The organism is uncultured Pontibacter sp. (assembly GCF_947492645.1).
Taxonomy (GTDB): Bacteria; Bacteroidota; Bacteroidia; order Cytophagales; family Hymenobacteraceae; genus Pontibacter.
Map to the genome: position 1 here is coordinate 14,279 of NZ_CANLMZ010000012.1, position 16,668 is coordinate 30,946.

Here is a 16,668-nt window from a genome sequence, read left to right on the forward strand (position 1 = left end):
CTAAATATCCAGGTATTTAAAAAGCATATCCAGGCGGTCGCGGCCCAGGTCATTGTCAGAGGTGTCGTTAAACTGAGCCGTAATGCGGTACTCGAAACGCTCCAAGGTGGCTATTATGCGCGAAAGGTCGGTTGTGTTCAGCTTCAGCGTCAGCTTTATTTTGTAGGGGTCCAGCTCATCCGGAGACACATATGCACTCAGTATCTTGGTGTTTTCCTCCTCAATTAAACGGCTGATCTGGCTTAAGGAGTAATCGCGCTCAGGCATAGACAGCACCAGTATACTGCCCTGCCCCTGCAACGCCGACATCTGCCCGAAAGCTGCCAGCGTATCGTTTATCGTGATGATGCCCATGTAATCCTGGTCTTCATCGAGCACGGGCACTACTTGTATCTTGTTTTTGATGGCAGCCTCCATTACATCGTAAAAGTGCTGATGTTGCTGCACATGCACATCCTGGTACTCAAGCTCCAGCTCCTTTAACTGCAAGCTTCGGTTAGGCAAATCAACCAGAGTTAGTTCTGTTGCCAAACCTCGGTATTTTCGGTTGCTTACAACTGGCAACTCGTTCACGCGGAACTCATCCATCCAACGCAAAGCTTTCTCCACGGTGTCGTACAGCTTCAGCGGCGGAATCATTTGATTGATGAGTTCTTCTGCGATCATGTGGCTATGGTAGTTAAGGGCGTTTTAGCTAAAAATTTATCTAAGATACTGTTAAACTTCTCTGGATGTTCCATCATCGGGGCATGTCCGCACTTATCTATAAAGTATAAATCAGAATTCGGAATAAGCCTGTTAAACTCGTGTGCTACCATAGGCGGCGTAATTGTATCGTTCAGGCCCCAGATAAGTAACGTTGGCACTTTAATATTTGTGATGTCCTTGGCCATATTATGTCGCTGCGCTGATTTGGCTATAGCGATAATACGAAGGCATTTGGCATTGCTGTTGGTTATATCAAACACTTCGTCCACCAGTTCCTTGGTAGCGGTGTCAGGGCTGTAAAAAGTGTAACCCACACGCTCCTTCACGTATTCGTAATTACCGCGTTTCGGGAAAGACCCACCCATAGAATCCTCGAACAGGCCAGAACTGCCGGTAAGTACCAGGCGCTTTACTTTGCTTGCGTTGTTTAAAGTATAAACTAAGCCCACATGCCCTCCCAAGGAGTTGCCAAGCAAGGTAATGTCGTTCAGCTTCATGAGCTTTACGAAATCCTCCACAAAAGAAACCAGCCCCGGCACACCTGCCTTATGCAACGACATTTCGTAGATAGGCATAAGCGGAATAACAACGCGGTAGTTTTTAGAGAAGTGGTCTACTACACCGTGCCAGTTGCTTAGCGCACCAAACAAACCGTGCAATAACACCATTACCTCACCACTACCCTCATCTATAAACTTAAATCCGGCCTCTTCTCTGATCTGTAATTCCATTTAATTTATACTTTGTAAAAGAAACGTATTTCTAGGCTGTTATGGTTAATTAGTCTGCAATATTACTAATACTAACCCAATTTTGAAGCATTTGCAAACCATAAGTAGTTAGAGCCGCCTCCGGGTGAAACTGCAAGGCGTAAAGCGGCAGCGTTTTATGCTTAAACGCCATCAGCTCACCTTCGGTAGTATGCGCCAGCGGAGTTATACTTTCCGGGGTCTGGCGCAGCACCAGCGAGTGGTAACGCACAACATTGGTTTTAGGTGGTATACCTTTAAAAATTGGATCGGTTTCGCAAATTATCTCTGATACTTTACCATGCATGGGCTTGATGCCCTTTTCCAGGGTTGCCCCGAAAAACTCGCCCAGCGCCTGGTGCCCCAAGCATATTCCCAGCATCGGCACCTTCTCGTGGTAATAATGGATCACATCCATCAGGTTACCAGCTTTTGCAGGAGTGCCTGGTCCCGGCGACAGCACTACTGCTTTTACAGGTAACTGCTTTAGCTCCTCCAGGGGCACATCATTGCGCACCACCTTTGCCTCTACCCCTGCCCTGCCAAAATAATCCACCAGGTTGTAAGTGAAGGAGTCAAAATTATCGAGCAGCAAAAGCATAGTTGTTTAGCAGGCAGCGCCTTTAAATAATGCGTGTAAGATTGTACAAACTAAAGCTAGTTACATAAAAAATATAAGCCCTGATTGCACCTATAAATTTGTGATAACTCATACTCTTTTTAAAGTATGACTATCAAACTCCCCAACTCCTAAAAATGCTGTTTTAATGATGTGATCAGCGCCTTAACAAATGGCAGCACATAGCTAAGTACATCAAGGGCATATGGTGTTGTTTTCAGCACTACCGGGTATACCATAGAGGCATCAGCCGTATCTTTAGAAACACTTATGCCAGCCATATCAGAAACGTAAAGCAGCAGGCTTAAGGCTACACACCACTTAAGGGCACCAAGTATACTCCCAAGTACATTATCAAAGAGGCCAAAGGGCGTAAAATCGATTACTTTTTTTAGAAGGATGCCGCCCAGATGGATGAGCAGGATAATAGCAACGAAAACCACCAAAAAGGTAACGTAAGGCAGCAGGCCATGGGCATCGCCGATAAAGCCCTCCATAACAGGTAAAGCGGTATCCAGCAGTTTCAGGCCGCCAAGTATAGCCAGTACCAGCGCCACCAACGACACCAGCTCTAATAACAATCCTTTCCGGAAACCCTGGAATGCGCCCCAAAGTATAGGCAGCGCCAGGAAAAAATCAAACGTGCTCAAGGGTGAAAGTTTAAAGTACAAATGCCGCAGCGCTACAGTTTAAAGCTACAGTACTGCGGCATCTAATTTAGTTATTTACGGGCAAAAGCTGTAAAAATAATTTACTTTAAATTGGCCGGTACTGGTGTAACCTGCGGCAAATAACTTGAATACGACACAAGAATTATTTTCCACTTGCCGTCCACCTTCAGCAGCTCCCACGACTCTTTGCCCCAATTCTGTGGCTTCTCATCCACCCATAAACTATAGTCGAAAGTTACAGAGGCTATAAGCGGGTCATGCTCTATTTTAACGTCAAAGAATTTCTCCTCTACCTTACTTTTGCTGGAAACGACAAACTTTATGAACTCTTTGTAGGAAGATGGGTCTATTGCCTTTTTATCCGGGTAATGCTTCCGTACAAAAGCCATCGATTTCTCGTCTGTTATCCCAATCCAAGGAATGGAGTCATAGAGAAAGAGCTGTTTAAAGCTTACGCTGTCTTTGTTGATAATGCTTTTGCGGAAGGTCTCCACCACCTCCAGTAATTGCTGCTTATCTTGATCGGATTGGGTTTGTGCTAAGGCTGGCACCATTAGCAACAGGGGCATTACTGCCAGTAATATCTTTTTCATAGCATTTAGGTGTGTTAGAAGTCTTGCTACAAAATATAAGCAATACTGCGCTCTTTTAACACACCTAAACGCTATAAATCAACAATTTATACTTCTGCTATTAAAAATCTGTATTGTTAAGCAACTCACCTACAGCCGTAGATATAGCACGGCCATCAGCCTGGCCAGCCAGTTCTTTAGAAGCCACTCCCATAACCTTACCCAAGTCAGAAGGCCCTGTGGCACCTACCCGTTGGATAATCTCTACCAGGCGTACGCGCAGGTCGCCTTCGTCCAGCTGCTTTGGCAGGTATTGTTCAATTACGTTTAGCTCGGTAAGTTCAATTTCTTCCAGATCGGTGCGGCCTTGTTTGGCGTAAAGCTCAGCAGATTCGCGGCGTTGCTTTGCAGCTTTGGTCAGCAGTTTCATTTCGGTATCCTGGCTGATGCCCTCTGTTCCTCCCTTTTCTGTTTCGGCGAGCAAAATCAGCGATTTTATACTTCTTAGTGCCTGCAGGCGCGCTTTATCTTTAGCCAACATGGCCTCTTTAATATCGGTGTTGATGCGTTCTTTTAGTGACATAGTTCTTTATGTGTGTTATACTTATATACTCCTGAGTTACTGCTGCAAAAATGGATGTGTGTTGGTTATACGGCAAACCTATCAAAGGTATGGGCTAACATCTTTGCCAAATTTCCACTAATTTAGTCATTCCATATTGTTAAGACGATAAATGGCCCCGGAAGGCTGCAAAACTATTGCCATGACACAACTAAGTGTAAATATAAACAAAATAGCCACGCTTCGTAATGCACGCGGCGGCGACAGACCCAATGTAGTGCAGGCTGCTAAAGATTGCGAGCGCTTCGGTGCACAAGGCATTACCGTACACCCGCGCCCCGACGAGCGCCATATACGTTACCAGGACGTTTACGATCTAAAAGAAGTAGTAACCACAGAGTTTAACATCGAAGGCAACCCCACACCTGATTTCCTGAAACTGGTAAAAGAGACAAAACCTGCACAGGCCACCCTGGTACCTGATGCCCCTGATGCCATCACCTCCAACGCCGGCTGGAATACCATTAAGCATAAAAGCTTTTTAACAGACGTGATTCTGGAGTTGAAGGAGTTGGGCATTCGCACGTCCATTTTTGTTGATCCGGATGAGAAAATGATAGAAGGCGCTGCGCTGGTTGGCACCGACAGAGTAGAATTGTATACTGAGGACTACGCTAAAAACTACCATACCAACCGCGAGCAGGCAATAGCCCCATACTTGGCAGCGGCTAGAAAAGCACAAGAGTATGGTATTGGCTTAAATGCCGGCCACGACCTTGACCTTGACAACCTGAAATACCTGCACAACACCTTGCCTGGTTTGCTGGAGGTAAGCATAGGTCACGCCTTAATCTGTGATGCGTTGTACTTTGGCCTGGAGAACACCATCCAACTTTACCTGCGTCAGCTTAAGTAGTGGTGCAAAGTATAACTATAGAGGAATTCATCAGGCTATCAGAAAAATTGCCTGTGCTGGATGCACGCGCTCCTAAAGAGTTTGAGATTGGCCATATACCCGTAGCCCGGAGTTTCCCTATCTTTTCGGATGAGGAGCGTGCTAAAGTAGGAACGGCTTACAAACAGCAAGGCCACGACCCCGCCGTTTTGATTGGCCTTGATTTGTTCGGGCCAAAAATGTCGAAGTTTGTGAAGCAAGCCACTAAACTTGCTCCTGAAAAAGAAGTGCTCGTGCATTGCTGGCGTGGCGGTATGCGCAGCGGCGCTATGGCCTGGCTTCTCGATTTCTCAGGCTTCAAAGTATACTTGCTGCAAGGCGGCTACAAAGCTTACAGGCAACACATTCACCAGCAGTTCGAGAAACCACGCAAGCTGCTTATACTTAGCGGCTTTACCGGTAGCGGCAAAACAGACCTGCTGCCATACTTACAACAGCAACAGGTTATAGACCTGGAGGGGCTTGCCAACCACAAAGGCTCTGCCTTCGGAAGTATAGGCATGGACCCGCAACCAAGCACAGAGCATTTTGAGAACCTGCTAGGCACAGAACTGCTGAAACTTAATGACAGCAATGCCCCTATTTGGCTGGAAGACGAAAGTATAACCATTGGCAGAGCACAATTGCCAAAGTCACTTTTCGACCAGATGCAACATGCGCCCACCATCGTACTGCAAATACCACGACAGCTACGGGTACAAAAGTTAGCCGATGAGTACTGCCGCACCGATAAAACGTTGCTGGAAGCAGCCATACTTAAAATAAAGAAGCGTTTGGGCGGTTTGGCAACCAAAGAGGCGCTGGAAGCCATCGAAACTGATAACATGGAGAAGATGGTGGAGATTGCCCTCGCTTACTACGACAAAGCTTATACTTTTGAACTGGCCAAGAAACAGCACGTGCTGCAACTAGAGTTACAAAGTATAGATCCGGAAGAAAACGCTGCCAAAGTGCTAGCCTTTGCTAAACAACATCAACTGATATAAACTGCCATGGAAGATACATCAACTCAAAGTATAAAACTTACCCAATACAGCCACGGTGCTGGCTGCGGCTGCAAAATATCGCCTAAAGTGCTCGATGCTATCCTGCACTCAGATGTTACTTATCCGGAGGAGAAGCGCCTTCTGGTTGGCAACAGTTCCCGCGACGATGCTGCTGTTTACGATATCGGGAATAACCGTGCCGTTATCAGCACCACCGACTTTTTTATGCCCATTGTGGATGATGCCTACGACTTTGGCAGAATTGCCTCGGCTAATGCTATTTCGGATGTGTATGCCATGGGCGGCACTCCTATGATGGCGATAGCTGTGTTGGGTTGGCCAATCGATAAACTGGCACCAGAAGTAGCCAAGTTGGTAATAGAAGGTAGCCGCAGCATTTGCCACGAAGCAGGCATTCCGTTGGCAGGCGGCCACAGCATCGACAGCCCTGAGCCTATCTTTGGCCTGGCTGTAACCGGCATGCTTGATATCCCGAACCTGAAACGCAACGATACCGCCACCGCCGGCTGTGAGCTATACTTAACCAAACCGCTTGGCGTTGGCATACTTACTACGGCGCAAAAGAAAAGTATACTTAAGCCAGAGCACATGCATATTGCCCCTAGCCAGATGATGCAGCTGAATAAGATTGGAGCAGAGCTGGGCCAACTGCCACAGGTAAAAGCCATGACCGACGTAACCGGTTTCGGTTTGCTAGGCCACCTCTCTGAAATGTGCGAAGGCAGCAACTTAACTGCAGAAGTATACTTAGACAAAGTGCCTGTACTGCCGGAGGCGCTGGAGTACCTGGCACAGAAAGCCATACCTGGCGGCACACACCGCAACTTCGACAGCTACGGCCACAAAATTGCAGCGCTTACTCCAGACCAAAAACACCTGCTCTGCGACCCGCAAACAAGCGGCGGCTTATTGGTTGCCGTTGATCCTGCCGGCAGAGAAGAGGTGCTGCAGTTGTTCCGGAAGTATAACCTGGAGCTTCAGCCACTTGGCGTATTGAAAGAGCGAGGTAACTCAGAACACCTAATAAAGGTACTATAACAGATTACTCATCATCTTCTGAATAAAAATGAAATTACACTATAAAGAAATGGGCCACGGCCAGCCGCTGCTTATCTTGCACGGCTTGTTTGGCACATTAGATAACTGGGCAACGCTGGCAAAGCGATTAGCAGAGCATTACAACGTATTTCTGGTAGATCTGCGCAACCATGGCCGCTCGCCGCACTCCGAAGAGCATAACTATGATGCCATGGCCGACGATGTACTGCGCCTGGTGGATGAACTACAGATTGCCACACCTGCCATTATGGGGCACTCGATGGGTGGCAAAGTGGCCATGAAGTATGCACTAAAGTATCCGACCCGCCTCACCAAACTGATTGTAGTGGATATTGCCCCAAAAGCGTACCCACCGCACCACGACGAAATAATTGATGCGCTGCAGTCTGTAGACTTAAGCAAAGCAACCAGCCGTGGCGAGATAGACCAGCAGTTGGCTCAAAGTATAAAAGAAGAAGATGTTCGACTGTTCCTGATGAAGAACCTGTACCGCAAAGAGGATAATACTTTTGGCTGGCGGATGAACCTGGATGCTCTCGAAAAAAATTATGAACACATAGCTGCTGCGGTTACTTCAGAAGTGCCTTTTAAAAAGCATGCGTTATTCATCAAAGGGGGCAGGTCTCGTTACATTAAGCAGGAAGATATCTATAGCTGCATCGAGCATTTGTTTACCATGGTGGAGGTAGAAACTATACCAAACGCCGGCCATTGGGTACACGCCGAAGCCCCCGACGAAGTATACGACCTGGTAACAAGGTTCCTGGAAACCGACTGACAACAGGTTTAACAGATTTTGGGGAGCCACAAAGATCTTCTGAAGCATCAGCAAAAATTGCCAGTACACTCCTGGCTCCTTAAAACACTAAACTAAAGTATAAACTGCCACCGCTACTGAGGCTGTGGCAGTTTCAATTTACGGTACGCGTAAATCAACAATTGAACAATGTAGTTACCTTTGCCCCATGAAAAACACCGGCACTTTATACTTAATACCAACCATACTTGCAGAGGGGACTCAGGACCAGGTAATATCGCCGCAGGTAAAGGAAACAGTACAGCACCTGACATATTTTATAGTTGAAAACCTGCGCACGGCCCGCCGTTTTGTAAAAAGTATATGCCCGGAGCTTGTAATAGAACAGCTAAATTTTATTCAGGTTGATAAGGACGCTACACCGGCACAGGTACAAGCTTCGCTAAAGCCATTGCTGGAGAAAGGCTTAGATGCCGGTATTATTTCAGAGGCTGGCTGCCCGGGCATTGCCGACCCAGGTGCCGAGGTGGTAAAGTATGCGCACCAGAAAAGTATAAAAGTGGTGCCTTTCGCCGGCCCATCGGCTATACTTTTAAGCCTGATGGCCAGCGGCTTTAATGGCCAGCAGTTTGCCTTCCATGGGTACCTGCCCATCGAAAAAGGACCACGCCTTCAGGCGTTGCGGCAGCTGGAGAAGGAAATGCAGCAGCGCAACCAGACACAGATTTTCATGGAAACGCCCTACCGCAACAACAAACTGCTGGAGGACCTGCTTGCTACATTGCACCCGGAAACCAAGCTTTGCATTGCGGCCAACATCACCTCCCCGGAGCACGAGTTCATCCAAACTAAAACCATACAGCAATGGAAGGGCAAGCTGCCAGACATACACAAACAGCCAGCCGTGTTTTTGATCTACAGGTAATAGCATACAAAAAGAAAAACCACCGGAGCCCGGTGGTTCTTGCACAATGAAGAAGACTACTACCTAGTTTTCTTATCTATCATACCTTTTTAAGCTTTTAGGGTTTATCTCACATCCCAGAATAGCTTTGTAGAGCTTTCATCACCGCCAATTGCTGTAGCTGCAGCTGCCCGGTTGTTTGGATTCAGCGTTTGTTCGTTAACAGGATAAATTAATCTGGTTGGTACAGTCAAGCCATCTACCGGAGGTATAAGTGTTGGTGCATCCAATCTTCTCCATGTTAGCCACGCTTCATAACCACGGTTATAAAAAGCAATCCAGGCTTGTCTGCCTATCTTTTGCCGCCAATCTCCAGAGGCTGTTGCATAAGCTACTTCAGGTTGTGCTAAGTAATCTCTCGCTTCAGCGTCTGTTCCTCCCCAGTATAAAATCGAAGCTGTGACAGCTGCGTTGTAATGCTCCTCGGCAGGATCGGCAATAAAGCCTCTTTCTGCGGCTTCTGCCAACAGGAATTCAACTTCAGCATAGTCTAGCAACAATCCAGGGAAATCAGTTGCCGCTATTTTATCGCTTACCGTAGAGTTCTCTGCATAATCGTTGGAGAAGCCAACTCTGCCACCTATAAACTCTCCATCAACATCTGTAAAGTACTGTGGCCTCCGTGGGTCATTCAACTCATTCATCAAATCAACGAGTGTGCTAGCAGCAATAAAGTCTTCTCTACTTGTGAGGCTAGGATTAACGTTATCTGATATGGGGTTATTATTTGGCGTTGCACTAGCATATGGAAAGACTGCATTATCCGCATTGCTTGTGAATACGTTTGGTGCAGCTTCTCCTACAAGTGTTCTAGCTTTGGGTTCATCAACATCCGCTATTACCATGGCTAACCTCAGCTTCAAGGAGTTACCAAACTTTATCCATTGAGTCATATCCCCGCCATAAAGCACGTCTCCTGCTCCAAATCCTGTTTCTTCAGTCTTTATTAGGCCAAGTGCCGTGTCAAGGCGATTCAAGATGTCATTGTAAATCGTTTGAGCGTCATCATATACTGGCTGTGTATTAGCAGGATCAAGCGCCTCAGTATAGGGAACATCGCCAAAAGTAGTAACCAGAACAGACCAAGTATATACTTCCATGATCTCAATCTGCGCTAACTGGTTGTCCCTTAGTGTCGGGTCAATAGTCGCATCAGACAGTAATAACCTTTTAGATTCATTTAAGTCAGCCAGCACGTCACGGTAAAGAGCGTTCCAGAAGTTTTGAGGAATCAAGCGACCCGTCATGTTGTATCTAGGCTCCTCTACATATTGTGTTGTAGCCCAATGCTGCACATATAATCTGATGTTGTTCGTGTTAACGTTCGGAGTGGTTAACACATCTGTCAGGTTCAATAAAGCACTAGTGAACAAAGTAGCGGGTGGAGCGTTAGATGCTCTCTTTGTGTCAATATTATATTCGTCCAGATCGTCTACACACGATGTCACAAACACCAGCGTGAACAAGCAAATAAGAATTTTCTTCATCTCTTTATAATTTAGAAATTTAATCTAACATTAAATCCATATGTTCTGAAAGCAGGATAAGCACCAGATTGATAACCTCTTGATGCGTTGCCTGAACTCAGGCCTTCTTCCGGATCTGAGTACTCCATATTCTTATGGATGATCCACAGGTTACGACCAATAAGCTGTAAATCAACACCTTTAATAAAGCCAATGTTACCGATTAAAGACTGTGGTAAAGCATAAGAAAGAGCAACCTCTCTTAGCTTAACAAAGCTACCATCAAAAACATACATGGCTCTTGGAGCTTCTATTCCGCCAGCAGCATATCCGTAGGGAGTTCCTCCGTTGCCATCGGTGTTCTCGGCATAAATATCATTCGGAGAGCCATCTTCTTTAACACCTGGCAGTAATACGCCACCGCCTTCTGCAACAGGAAGGCGGGAAGGGTTGCCTTTATCATTCAAGCCTGCTGTGTGCTCGTACACACCAGTTGCCTCACCATACCATTGGTCAAGTGAAAATATATCGCCTCCATGGCGCACATCAACCAGGAAGCCTAACGAAACGCCTTTAAATGTTAAGGTATTGTTCACACCACCTGTCCAATCCGGGTTTGGGTCGCCGATAATATCAGCTGCGTTGCCAGAGTTCAGGTAATAGCCTTCAGAGTTAACGGTTTTTTCTCCGTTGGTGTAAACAAAGTTGGTGCCTCTGATAACGCCAAAAGGTTGCCCAACAGCAGCGTTAAGCGACACACCACCCTGAAAAGAAGCCAGAGGAATGTTCTGAACATCTTGGTATAGGCTTACAACCTCGTTTCTGTTACGGGCAAAATTTATGTTGATATTCCATGTGAAATCCCCTGTTTGTATAGGAGTAGCAAAAGCGGCAATTTCAAATCCTTTGTTTTCCACTTCACCGGCATTTACCCATTGTGCAGTATAGCCTGTGGCACCCGTTGTAGATACGTTAATGATTTGGTCTACTGTGCTTGATCGGTAATAGGTAAAGTCAAAACCGAACAGGCTGTTTAAAAAGTCTGCCTCTATACCAGCTTCAAAGCTCTTGGTTCTCTCCGGCTTCAGGCTCTCATTATTTTTAGTGTTCGGCAACGAGAAGATTGGTGCCCCATCTAAACCAGTTGGCTGTGTATAAACATCAAATATACTTAGTGGCTGGGCGCTATTACCTACCTCGGCATAGTTTACTCTAAGCTTACCTCCTGATAACCATGGCACTTTAATGAGGTTAGAGAAAACAACGTTACCAGCTATAGAAGGATAGAAATATGCGTTGTCTCCTTCTGGCAGTGTTGTGGATTTATCCCGGCGAGCAGAAAGCTCCAGGAAGTAAGTTTCTCTGAACCCAATGTTAGCATTAGCGAAAATGCCATCAACTCCTTCACGCTCATTGTTTTCGATGGGAGCAGTAATTGGGTTAACTGAGTTTGACAGCGCATATAGCCGTGGTACTATAAGTCCACCGTTCGTACTTGCTCTCACATCGCTCAAGCGGTTTCTGCGCAGGTTGGCTCCAATCAAACCATTCAGGCTAATATCCTCCGTAATATCCCTGTTAAAGTTCAAGAACAGGTCATAGTTGGTTTCGTTGAACTCCCTGTCAAAACGCTCATACTCACTTACATCTGCACTTCCTATGGCAATACGTTCTTCCTGCATATCGCTGGTTGTGTTAAATGTGACTCTACCCAATAAGTTTAACCAGTCTGTAAACTTATAAGTAGCAGATGCATAGCCATAGAAGTTGTCTCTGGAGTCGTTTGAGTAATTCTCGTATCTTGTCCAGTAGGGGTTATCAGAGTAGATAGGCCCGGTATTGGCAGCATTCCAGTTCCAGGTAATGTTCTGGCGGTTTCTGAAATAAGCATCTTTCTGCTCTTCGATATCTACGTTGGTCTGCCACCACTGCCTGAACTGCTGGTTAGGGTTGCGGCCTTGATAACCCGTGCCATACCTGCCAACACCTACTGTGCGTGCATAGTTAGCAGAAGCACTTACTGATATCCTTTCAGTTGCCTCGTAAGTGCCAGTAAAGTTAAACTGGTCTTTATCAAGCGTAGCATTAGGCAAGTTGCCCTTTATGTCGTTTCGGGTATAACCTACTTTAAAGGTTGTTTTATCACCCCCACCACTAACCATTATACTTTGGTTAGAGTTAACACCTGTATCATAGAAAGTGCTTGGATCGTTCTCAGCAGCTACCCATGGTCTTGTTTCGCCAAAGTTCGGGTGAAATGGGTCAATAGCATCCCATTGGTAAACCTGCAAGTTCGGGTCAAATCTTGGACCGTAAGAAGCATCATCCTGGAATCGCACTACAGGAGCAACTCCGCTACCTAGATCAGCAGGCGTACGAAATACCTGAGCATAGCCTGCACCATACTCCTTCTGGTATTTAATAAAAGTGCTCTTGTCCATTGTGCTCCAGGTAACGCCACTATTAACAGTTATGTTAAGGCTGTTTTTAGCACCTTTTTTAGTGGTGATCATGATAACACCATTGGCTGCACGCGAGCCGTAAAGTGCAGTAGCAGCGGCTCCCTTCAGTACGTTCACAGACTCAATGTTGTCTGGGTTCAAGTCTGCGGCGGCATTACCAAAGTCAGCTCCCGCCCTGCCAGACTGTTGGTCGGCAGTATTGGTGTTAGCATTACTTACTGGCACACCGTCTATTACGAATAGTGCCTGGTTATTACCCGTAATAGACTTGTTGCCACGGATGATTACGTTCGTAGATCCACCCATAGTGTTATTAGAACGAATATCGAGGCCTGCTACTTTACCTGAAAGCGTATTAACAAAGTCGGTACTTCTCGTGCGGGTAATTTGTTCACCGCTAACTGACTGAGCAGAATAAGCTAGTTCATTCTTGTTTCTTTCGATACCAAGTGCTGTTACCACAACTTCATCCAGCTGCTGTGTGTTTAAAGGTAGCGCCACATTGATAGTTGCAGCATTTCCAATGGCTCGTTCTATTGTGGTGTAGCCAATAAAGCTAAACTGTAAGGTTCTACCTGTTTCAGGAACACTTAGTGTGTAACTACCGTCTCCCGATGTGGCTGTACCTACCGTGGTGCCTTTAACCAAGACCGTAACGCCAGGAAGCGGCTGATTTGTTGTGGCATCGGTTACTCTTCCGGTAACTTCCCTCACCTGGGCCATCGCCTGCTGAAGCAGAGTAAATGTCAGGATCAAAAGCAAAAGTAAGTTTCTTTTCATTGTGCTTATGGTTTAAGTTAGTAATCTCATAAATCATGCTTCCGCACCTCCACACATTCTGTTTTAGCATTAATCAAATGAAGGAGGATGGGGTGTATACTTGCCACGCCTAAGAGTAAAGCATAGCAAACGGAATCTTACGGCGAAACATATGAGCCACAAAAGCCTGTTAGATTTTGCACAAAGGGCAAGTGCGTAAGAGATTCGGTGAAATAAGCGGGGACTATTCCTACAACTAAAAAAAGCTGTAGCTTATAACAGGGGGAGGGTAACCACTAAAATAATCTACTAAAGTGGCATGAAATAAATAGGGGGTGCAACCGTACTGGAGCAACCCTTATAATAGATAAGCTGGCTGGCAACTTAACCACTATAGAATATAAATGGAGGTATAGCTTGTTTTAGTGTACCTTCTAGTCATACATCTAACTTGAGATGTATAACATATTTACAAGTATAAATTAAAGTAATCACATATTAGTAAAAAGCCATTTTATCTCTGCTGATCCCTTAGCAAGTAAAAAGCTGACCATTACACCTCTGTATTATACTTTACATTGGTATTAACATCATACTTCCAGAGTAAAGCTATACCGAAATCAAGCAGCACCTTAAAGTGAAAGCAACTATATATAGTTAAGTAATTTGCTGCGTTTCTTATATACGTATAATAAATTATAAAAATATAAAAAGTAACACTAAAATAATTCAAGTCTTACTTTCCTTTGCCTATAAAAAGAAAAAACCACCGGAAGCCGGTGGTTTTTACCAATGAAGAAGACTACTACCTAGTTTTCTTATCTATCTACTTTAAACTTAAGTTGCAAGCAACTTGTAGAGTTAAATGCCATCTGTATTTATAGAAGCATTGATTTTCTTATCTCTCTCTCAAGAATACATAGTTCTCAGTAACAGTCCATCTGCCAGCTGTCCATTTAATGTAGATCGAACGATCTGCTTCATTGAATTTACCTTCAACATTAGTAAACACTCTAGTTCCGTCATTGAAGTCAGTAACAGAAACCAAGTTGCCTGTAGCTGGATCAAAAGTATAGATTGGTCTGATACCTGAGTTTGCCGCACCACCTGTCGCAATAGAGTTTACAATCAGGTTGTTATAAGCATAGCTCTCATCATAATAAACTACAGAGTTAGCTGTTCTGGTAGACAATGAAATGTCTCTTGGATAATCATCAGTATACAAACCGTTTGCATCTACTATTGAGCTAGTCTCAGGGTTAATTCTGTAAACAGCATCATATGCATTTTTTGCGCCTATTGTAACCAATAAGTTATCAAAGTTACCGCTGATCGTGTAACCAGATTTATCAACGCTTTCAATCGTGAAACCAAGCGCATACGTTGTTGAAGGATCTAGGTCAACTGGATTCATCGCCAACTTAAGAACACCGGTTCTGCTTCCTTTTGGTATTGTCACACTTAAGCCAGATCCTTGTAGTTCATAAAGAGACGAAGGGTATTCAACTAGTTCTGCTTCTTCAGCCTCGTTATAGGCATCAATAATTGCCTGGCTACTAGCTAAACTTAGCTTTACAGTTATATCCTCTGCAGCAACTTGTTCTGCAGCAAGTCTTACTGTAACAAAATCTAATACAGTTTCTTTATCCTCGTAAGCCAAGGCAAAAGTGGATGTATGGCTTGAGTTTGCAGGTAACTCTATTATTCTTTTAGCATTTAAGTCTATCATGCCATACTTCTGATCCTCAATCTCCTTATCCTGAAGACAAGAAGTTAAGCCTAATGCAAGTAGAGCAATAGCGTATATTTTATTTAAAGCTTTCATTTATAATTATTATTATAAAGTTAACAGATTATTTATCCCAGAATACCGTAGTTGACTGAGCATCAATTGCCCCTTCAGCTGCTACGTTTGCAGCATTGTAGCTGTATTCGTTCTGTGGATATAAAAGACGCTTAGGGATAACGTTTGAACCTCTGCTTGGAGATAAAGATAGCGGAAGGTCTGCTGGAACTCCTAGTCTTCTATAGTCAATCCAAGCCTCGAAGTTATTAATTCCAACCAATGCAAGGTATTTCTGCATCACGATAAAATTAACCTTATTACCTGCGGCATCATAATTTGTTAGAGCATCGCTCTGAGCTAAATAGGCATCAGCTGTAGCAACAGCATTTGTTACACCTAACCAACGAAACGACTCTCTTACAGCCTCGGTAACAGCAACTTTACCATCTCCAGGCAACCATCCTCTTTGAATAGCCTCAGCCTGTAAGAACATGCTCTCTACAGAAGTAAACACCCATTGTGCTTGCGTAGGAGTCTTTGCCAATCCAGGACCAGCTACGTCTGATGAGTTAGCAGCCTTTGGGTCAGAGTTTGGTATTACCTCGCCAAAGTTGTAGCCATAGTACAGGTTACCATTTAGCGGAGTAATTGCTTTACTGAAGTAATACTGGTAACGTATATCATTGCTTCCTCTCAATTTGCCTAGCACATAGTTGTTTGCTCTGTTATAGTTGTCAACAATTGCACCAGTATAAGTGGTTTTATAAGCATCCCAGAATGGATTTTGCTTACCGTTATCAACTGTATAGCCAGGCTGTACACTTGCAGTCTCACCGCTCATCAGGAAACCTGCTCCGTTCGCTGTAATTTTAGCAATCTCTGCTGTAGCATTGAAGCCAGAAACCTGAGACTGACGAACAATCAGTTTTAAACGTTGTGTGTTTGCTAACTTTCTCCACATACCAGCATTACCATTGAACATGATATCTGCTTGTGCAATACCTGGATTAGCGCTTGCTTCAGCAGCAGCAAATAACTTATCTGCTTCATCTAGTTGCACTAAAAGATCTGCATAAATATCTTCGCCTTTATCATAAGTTGGTAAGATATTGTTTGTCAAATCAAAAGCATTAGAGTAAGGTACGTTGTTGTACTGGTCTACTAAATACATAAAGCCAATAGACTTTATTACTTTAGCGATGCCCTGGTAAAACTTCTGATCAGCCGCCTCAGCTTTTTTCTCCATCAGGTTTACATCATTAAGAATGTCATACCAGCCTGACCACTCATCTGATTGATAAGATGTAGTAATCTCATAGTTCTCCTGAGGATTGCTTGGGCCATATGTACCTGAACGCGCCCAATATCCTGTCCAATGCGCAGCAAAGTCATAAGAGGTAGCCATACGGGAACCTGTTGCGTGCAACGCTCTTGGCAAGATCAACTCGGGTGTTATCGACTCATCTGTAGGGGCGTTCGGGTTTTTATTTATATCGAAGAATTCATCTTTACAGCCTGTTGCAGAAATAAGCATCAGCAGGGTAAAAGCAGAATATATGATTCTTTTCATAT

The 16,668-nt window shown here is 44.7% G+C and carries 15 protein-coding genes; 5 read left to right on the forward strand and 10 right to left on the reverse strand.

Annotated elements, in window-relative coordinates:
- The 6 genes from Q1A23_RS17400 to Q1A23_RS17425 all read right to left on the reverse strand — a co-directional run bounded on the left by Q1A23_RS17400 (position 1) and on the right by Q1A23_RS17425 (position 3,902).
- The gene (locus tag Q1A23_RS17400; protein ID WP_299825780.1) at positions 1-666 is read right to left on the reverse strand and encodes a CBS domain-containing protein; all 666 of its coding nucleotides are present in this window, start codon (positions 664-666) and stop codon (positions 1-3) included.
- On the reverse strand, positions 663-1,439 hold the full coding sequence (locus Q1A23_RS17405; RefSeq protein ID WP_299825783.1) for an alpha/beta hydrolase: 777 nt from the start codon (positions 1,437-1,439) through the stop codon (positions 663-665). Before Q1A23_RS17405 ends, Q1A23_RS17400 begins: the two co-directional genes overlap by 4 nt.
- Before the next feature lie 49 nt (positions 1,440-1,488).
- Positions 1,489-2,058: an aminodeoxychorismate/anthranilate synthase component II gene (locus tag Q1A23_RS17410; protein WP_299825786.1), complete on the reverse strand. Its 570-nt coding sequence runs from the start codon at positions 2,056-2,058 to the stop codon at positions 1,489-1,491.
- A 149-nt stretch (positions 2,059-2,207) separates the two neighbouring features.
- Positions 2,208-2,726: a CvpA family protein gene (locus Q1A23_RS17415; protein WP_299825789.1), complete on the reverse strand. Its 519-nt coding sequence runs from the start codon at positions 2,724-2,726 to the stop codon at positions 2,208-2,210.
- 101 nt (positions 2,727-2,827) lie between these two features.
- Positions 2,828-3,340, reverse strand: a complete 513-nt coding sequence (locus Q1A23_RS17420; protein ID WP_299825792.1) for a hypothetical protein — start codon at positions 3,338-3,340, stop codon at positions 2,828-2,830.
- Between the two features lie 100 nt (positions 3,341-3,440).
- Positions 3,441-3,902, reverse strand: a complete 462-nt coding sequence (locus tag Q1A23_RS17425; protein ID WP_299825795.1) for a GatB/YqeY domain-containing protein — start codon at positions 3,900-3,902, stop codon at positions 3,441-3,443.
- Positions 3,903-4,083: 181 nt separating this feature from the next.
- Here Q1A23_RS17425 and Q1A23_RS17430 point away from each other — a divergent pair, with 181 nt between their 5' ends.
- The 5 genes from Q1A23_RS17430 (at position 4,084) to Q1A23_RS17450 (ending at position 8,584) form a co-directional block, all read left to right on the forward strand.
- Positions 4,084-4,797: a pyridoxine 5'-phosphate synthase gene (locus Q1A23_RS17430; RefSeq protein ID WP_299825798.1), complete on the forward strand. Its 714-nt coding sequence runs from the start codon at positions 4,084-4,086 to the stop codon at positions 4,795-4,797.
- Positions 4,797-5,822: a tRNA 2-selenouridine(34) synthase MnmH gene (gene mnmH, locus Q1A23_RS17435; RefSeq protein WP_299825800.1), complete on the forward strand. Its 1,026-nt coding sequence runs from the start codon at positions 4,797-4,799 to the stop codon at positions 5,820-5,822. Before Q1A23_RS17430 ends, mnmH begins: the two co-directional genes overlap by 1 nt.
- A gap of 6 nt (positions 5,823-5,828) precedes the next feature.
- Positions 5,829-6,881 carry a selenide, water dikinase SelD gene (selD, locus tag Q1A23_RS17440; RefSeq protein ID WP_299825803.1) on the forward strand — a complete coding sequence of 351 codons (1,053 nt, stop codon included), beginning with the start codon at positions 5,829-5,831 and terminating at the stop codon, positions 6,879-6,881.
- Between the two features lie 28 nt (positions 6,882-6,909).
- Positions 6,910-7,680: an alpha/beta fold hydrolase gene (locus Q1A23_RS17445; RefSeq protein WP_299825806.1), complete on the forward strand. Its 771-nt coding sequence runs from the start codon at positions 6,910-6,912 to the stop codon at positions 7,678-7,680.
- A 187-nt stretch (positions 7,681-7,867) separates the two neighbouring features.
- On the forward strand, positions 7,868-8,584 hold the full coding sequence (locus tag Q1A23_RS17450) for an SAM-dependent methyltransferase (protein WP_299825809.1): 717 nt from the start codon (positions 7,868-7,870) through the stop codon (positions 8,582-8,584).
- A 104-nt stretch (positions 8,585-8,688) separates the two neighbouring features.
- On the opposite strand, the gene Q1A23_RS17455 is transcribed toward Q1A23_RS17450, so the two are convergent.
- The 4 genes from Q1A23_RS17455 to Q1A23_RS17470 form a co-directional block, all read right to left on the reverse strand.
- The gene (locus Q1A23_RS17455; protein ID WP_299825812.1) at positions 8,689-10,110 is read right to left on the reverse strand and encodes a SusD/RagB family nutrient-binding outer membrane lipoprotein; all 1,422 of its coding nucleotides are present in this window, start codon (positions 10,108-10,110) and stop codon (positions 8,689-8,691) included.
- Positions 10,111-10,121: 11 nt separating this feature from the next.
- Positions 10,122-13,331 (reverse strand): SusC/RagA family TonB-linked outer membrane protein, encoded by a 3,210-nt coding sequence (locus tag Q1A23_RS17460; RefSeq protein ID WP_299825815.1) that lies wholly within the window; start codon positions 13,329-13,331, stop codon positions 10,122-10,124.
- Between the two features lie 877 nt (positions 13,332-14,208).
- Positions 14,209-15,135: a DUF1735 domain-containing protein gene (locus Q1A23_RS17465; RefSeq protein ID WP_299825818.1), complete on the reverse strand. Its 927-nt coding sequence runs from the start codon at positions 15,133-15,135 to the stop codon at positions 14,209-14,211.
- 28 nt (positions 15,136-15,163) lie between these two features.
- The gene (locus Q1A23_RS17470) at positions 15,164-16,666 is read right to left on the reverse strand and encodes a SusD/RagB family nutrient-binding outer membrane lipoprotein (protein ID WP_299825821.1); all 1,503 of its coding nucleotides are present in this window, start codon (positions 16,664-16,666) and stop codon (positions 15,164-15,166) included.
- Positions 16,667-16,668 lie beyond the last annotated feature (2 nt).

Excerpts from the sequence above, each read along its gene's own strand:
- Q1A23_RS17400 (WP_299825780.1), bottom strand. The coding sequence starts at position 666 with ATGATCGCAGAAGAACTCATCAATCAAATGATTCCGCCGCTGAAGCTG.
- Q1A23_RS17405 (WP_299825783.1), bottom strand. The coding sequence starts at position 1,439 with ATGGAATTACAGATCAGAGAAGAGGCCGGATTTAAGTTTATAGATGAG.
- Q1A23_RS17410 (WP_299825786.1), bottom strand. The coding sequence starts at position 2,058 with ATGCTTTTGCTGCTCGATAATTTTGACTCCTTCACTTACAACCTGGTG.
- Q1A23_RS17420 (WP_299825792.1), bottom strand. The coding sequence starts at position 3,340 with ATGAAAAAGATATTACTGGCAGTAATGCCCCTGTTGCTAATGGTGCCA.
- Q1A23_RS17425 (WP_299825795.1), bottom strand. The coding sequence starts at position 3,902 with ATGTCACTAAAAGAACGCATCAACACCGATATTAAAGAGGCCATGTTG.
- Q1A23_RS17430 (WP_299825798.1), top strand. The coding sequence starts at position 4,084 with ATGACACAACTAAGTGTAAATATAAACAAAATAGCCACGCTTCGTAAT.
- selD (WP_299825803.1), top strand. The coding sequence starts at position 5,829 with ATGGAAGATACATCAACTCAAAGTATAAAACTTACCCAATACAGCCAC.
- Q1A23_RS17445 (WP_299825806.1), top strand. The coding sequence starts at position 6,910 with ATGAAATTACACTATAAAGAAATGGGCCACGGCCAGCCGCTGCTTATC.
- Q1A23_RS17450 (WP_299825809.1), top strand. The coding sequence starts at position 7,868 with ATGAAAAACACCGGCACTTTATACTTAATACCAACCATACTTGCAGAG.
- Q1A23_RS17455 (WP_299825812.1), bottom strand. The coding sequence starts at position 10,110 with ATGAAGAAAATTCTTATTTGCTTGTTCACGCTGGTGTTTGTGACATCG.
- Q1A23_RS17460 (WP_299825815.1), bottom strand. The coding sequence starts at position 13,331 with ATGAAAAGAAACTTACTTTTGCTTTTGATCCTGACATTTACTCTGCTT.
- Q1A23_RS17465 (WP_299825818.1), bottom strand. The coding sequence starts at position 15,135 with ATGAAAGCTTTAAATAAAATATACGCTATTGCTCTACTTGCATTAGGC.
- Q1A23_RS17470 (WP_299825821.1), bottom strand. The coding sequence starts at position 16,666 with ATGAAAAGAATCATATATTCTGCTTTTACCCTGCTGATGCTTATTTCT.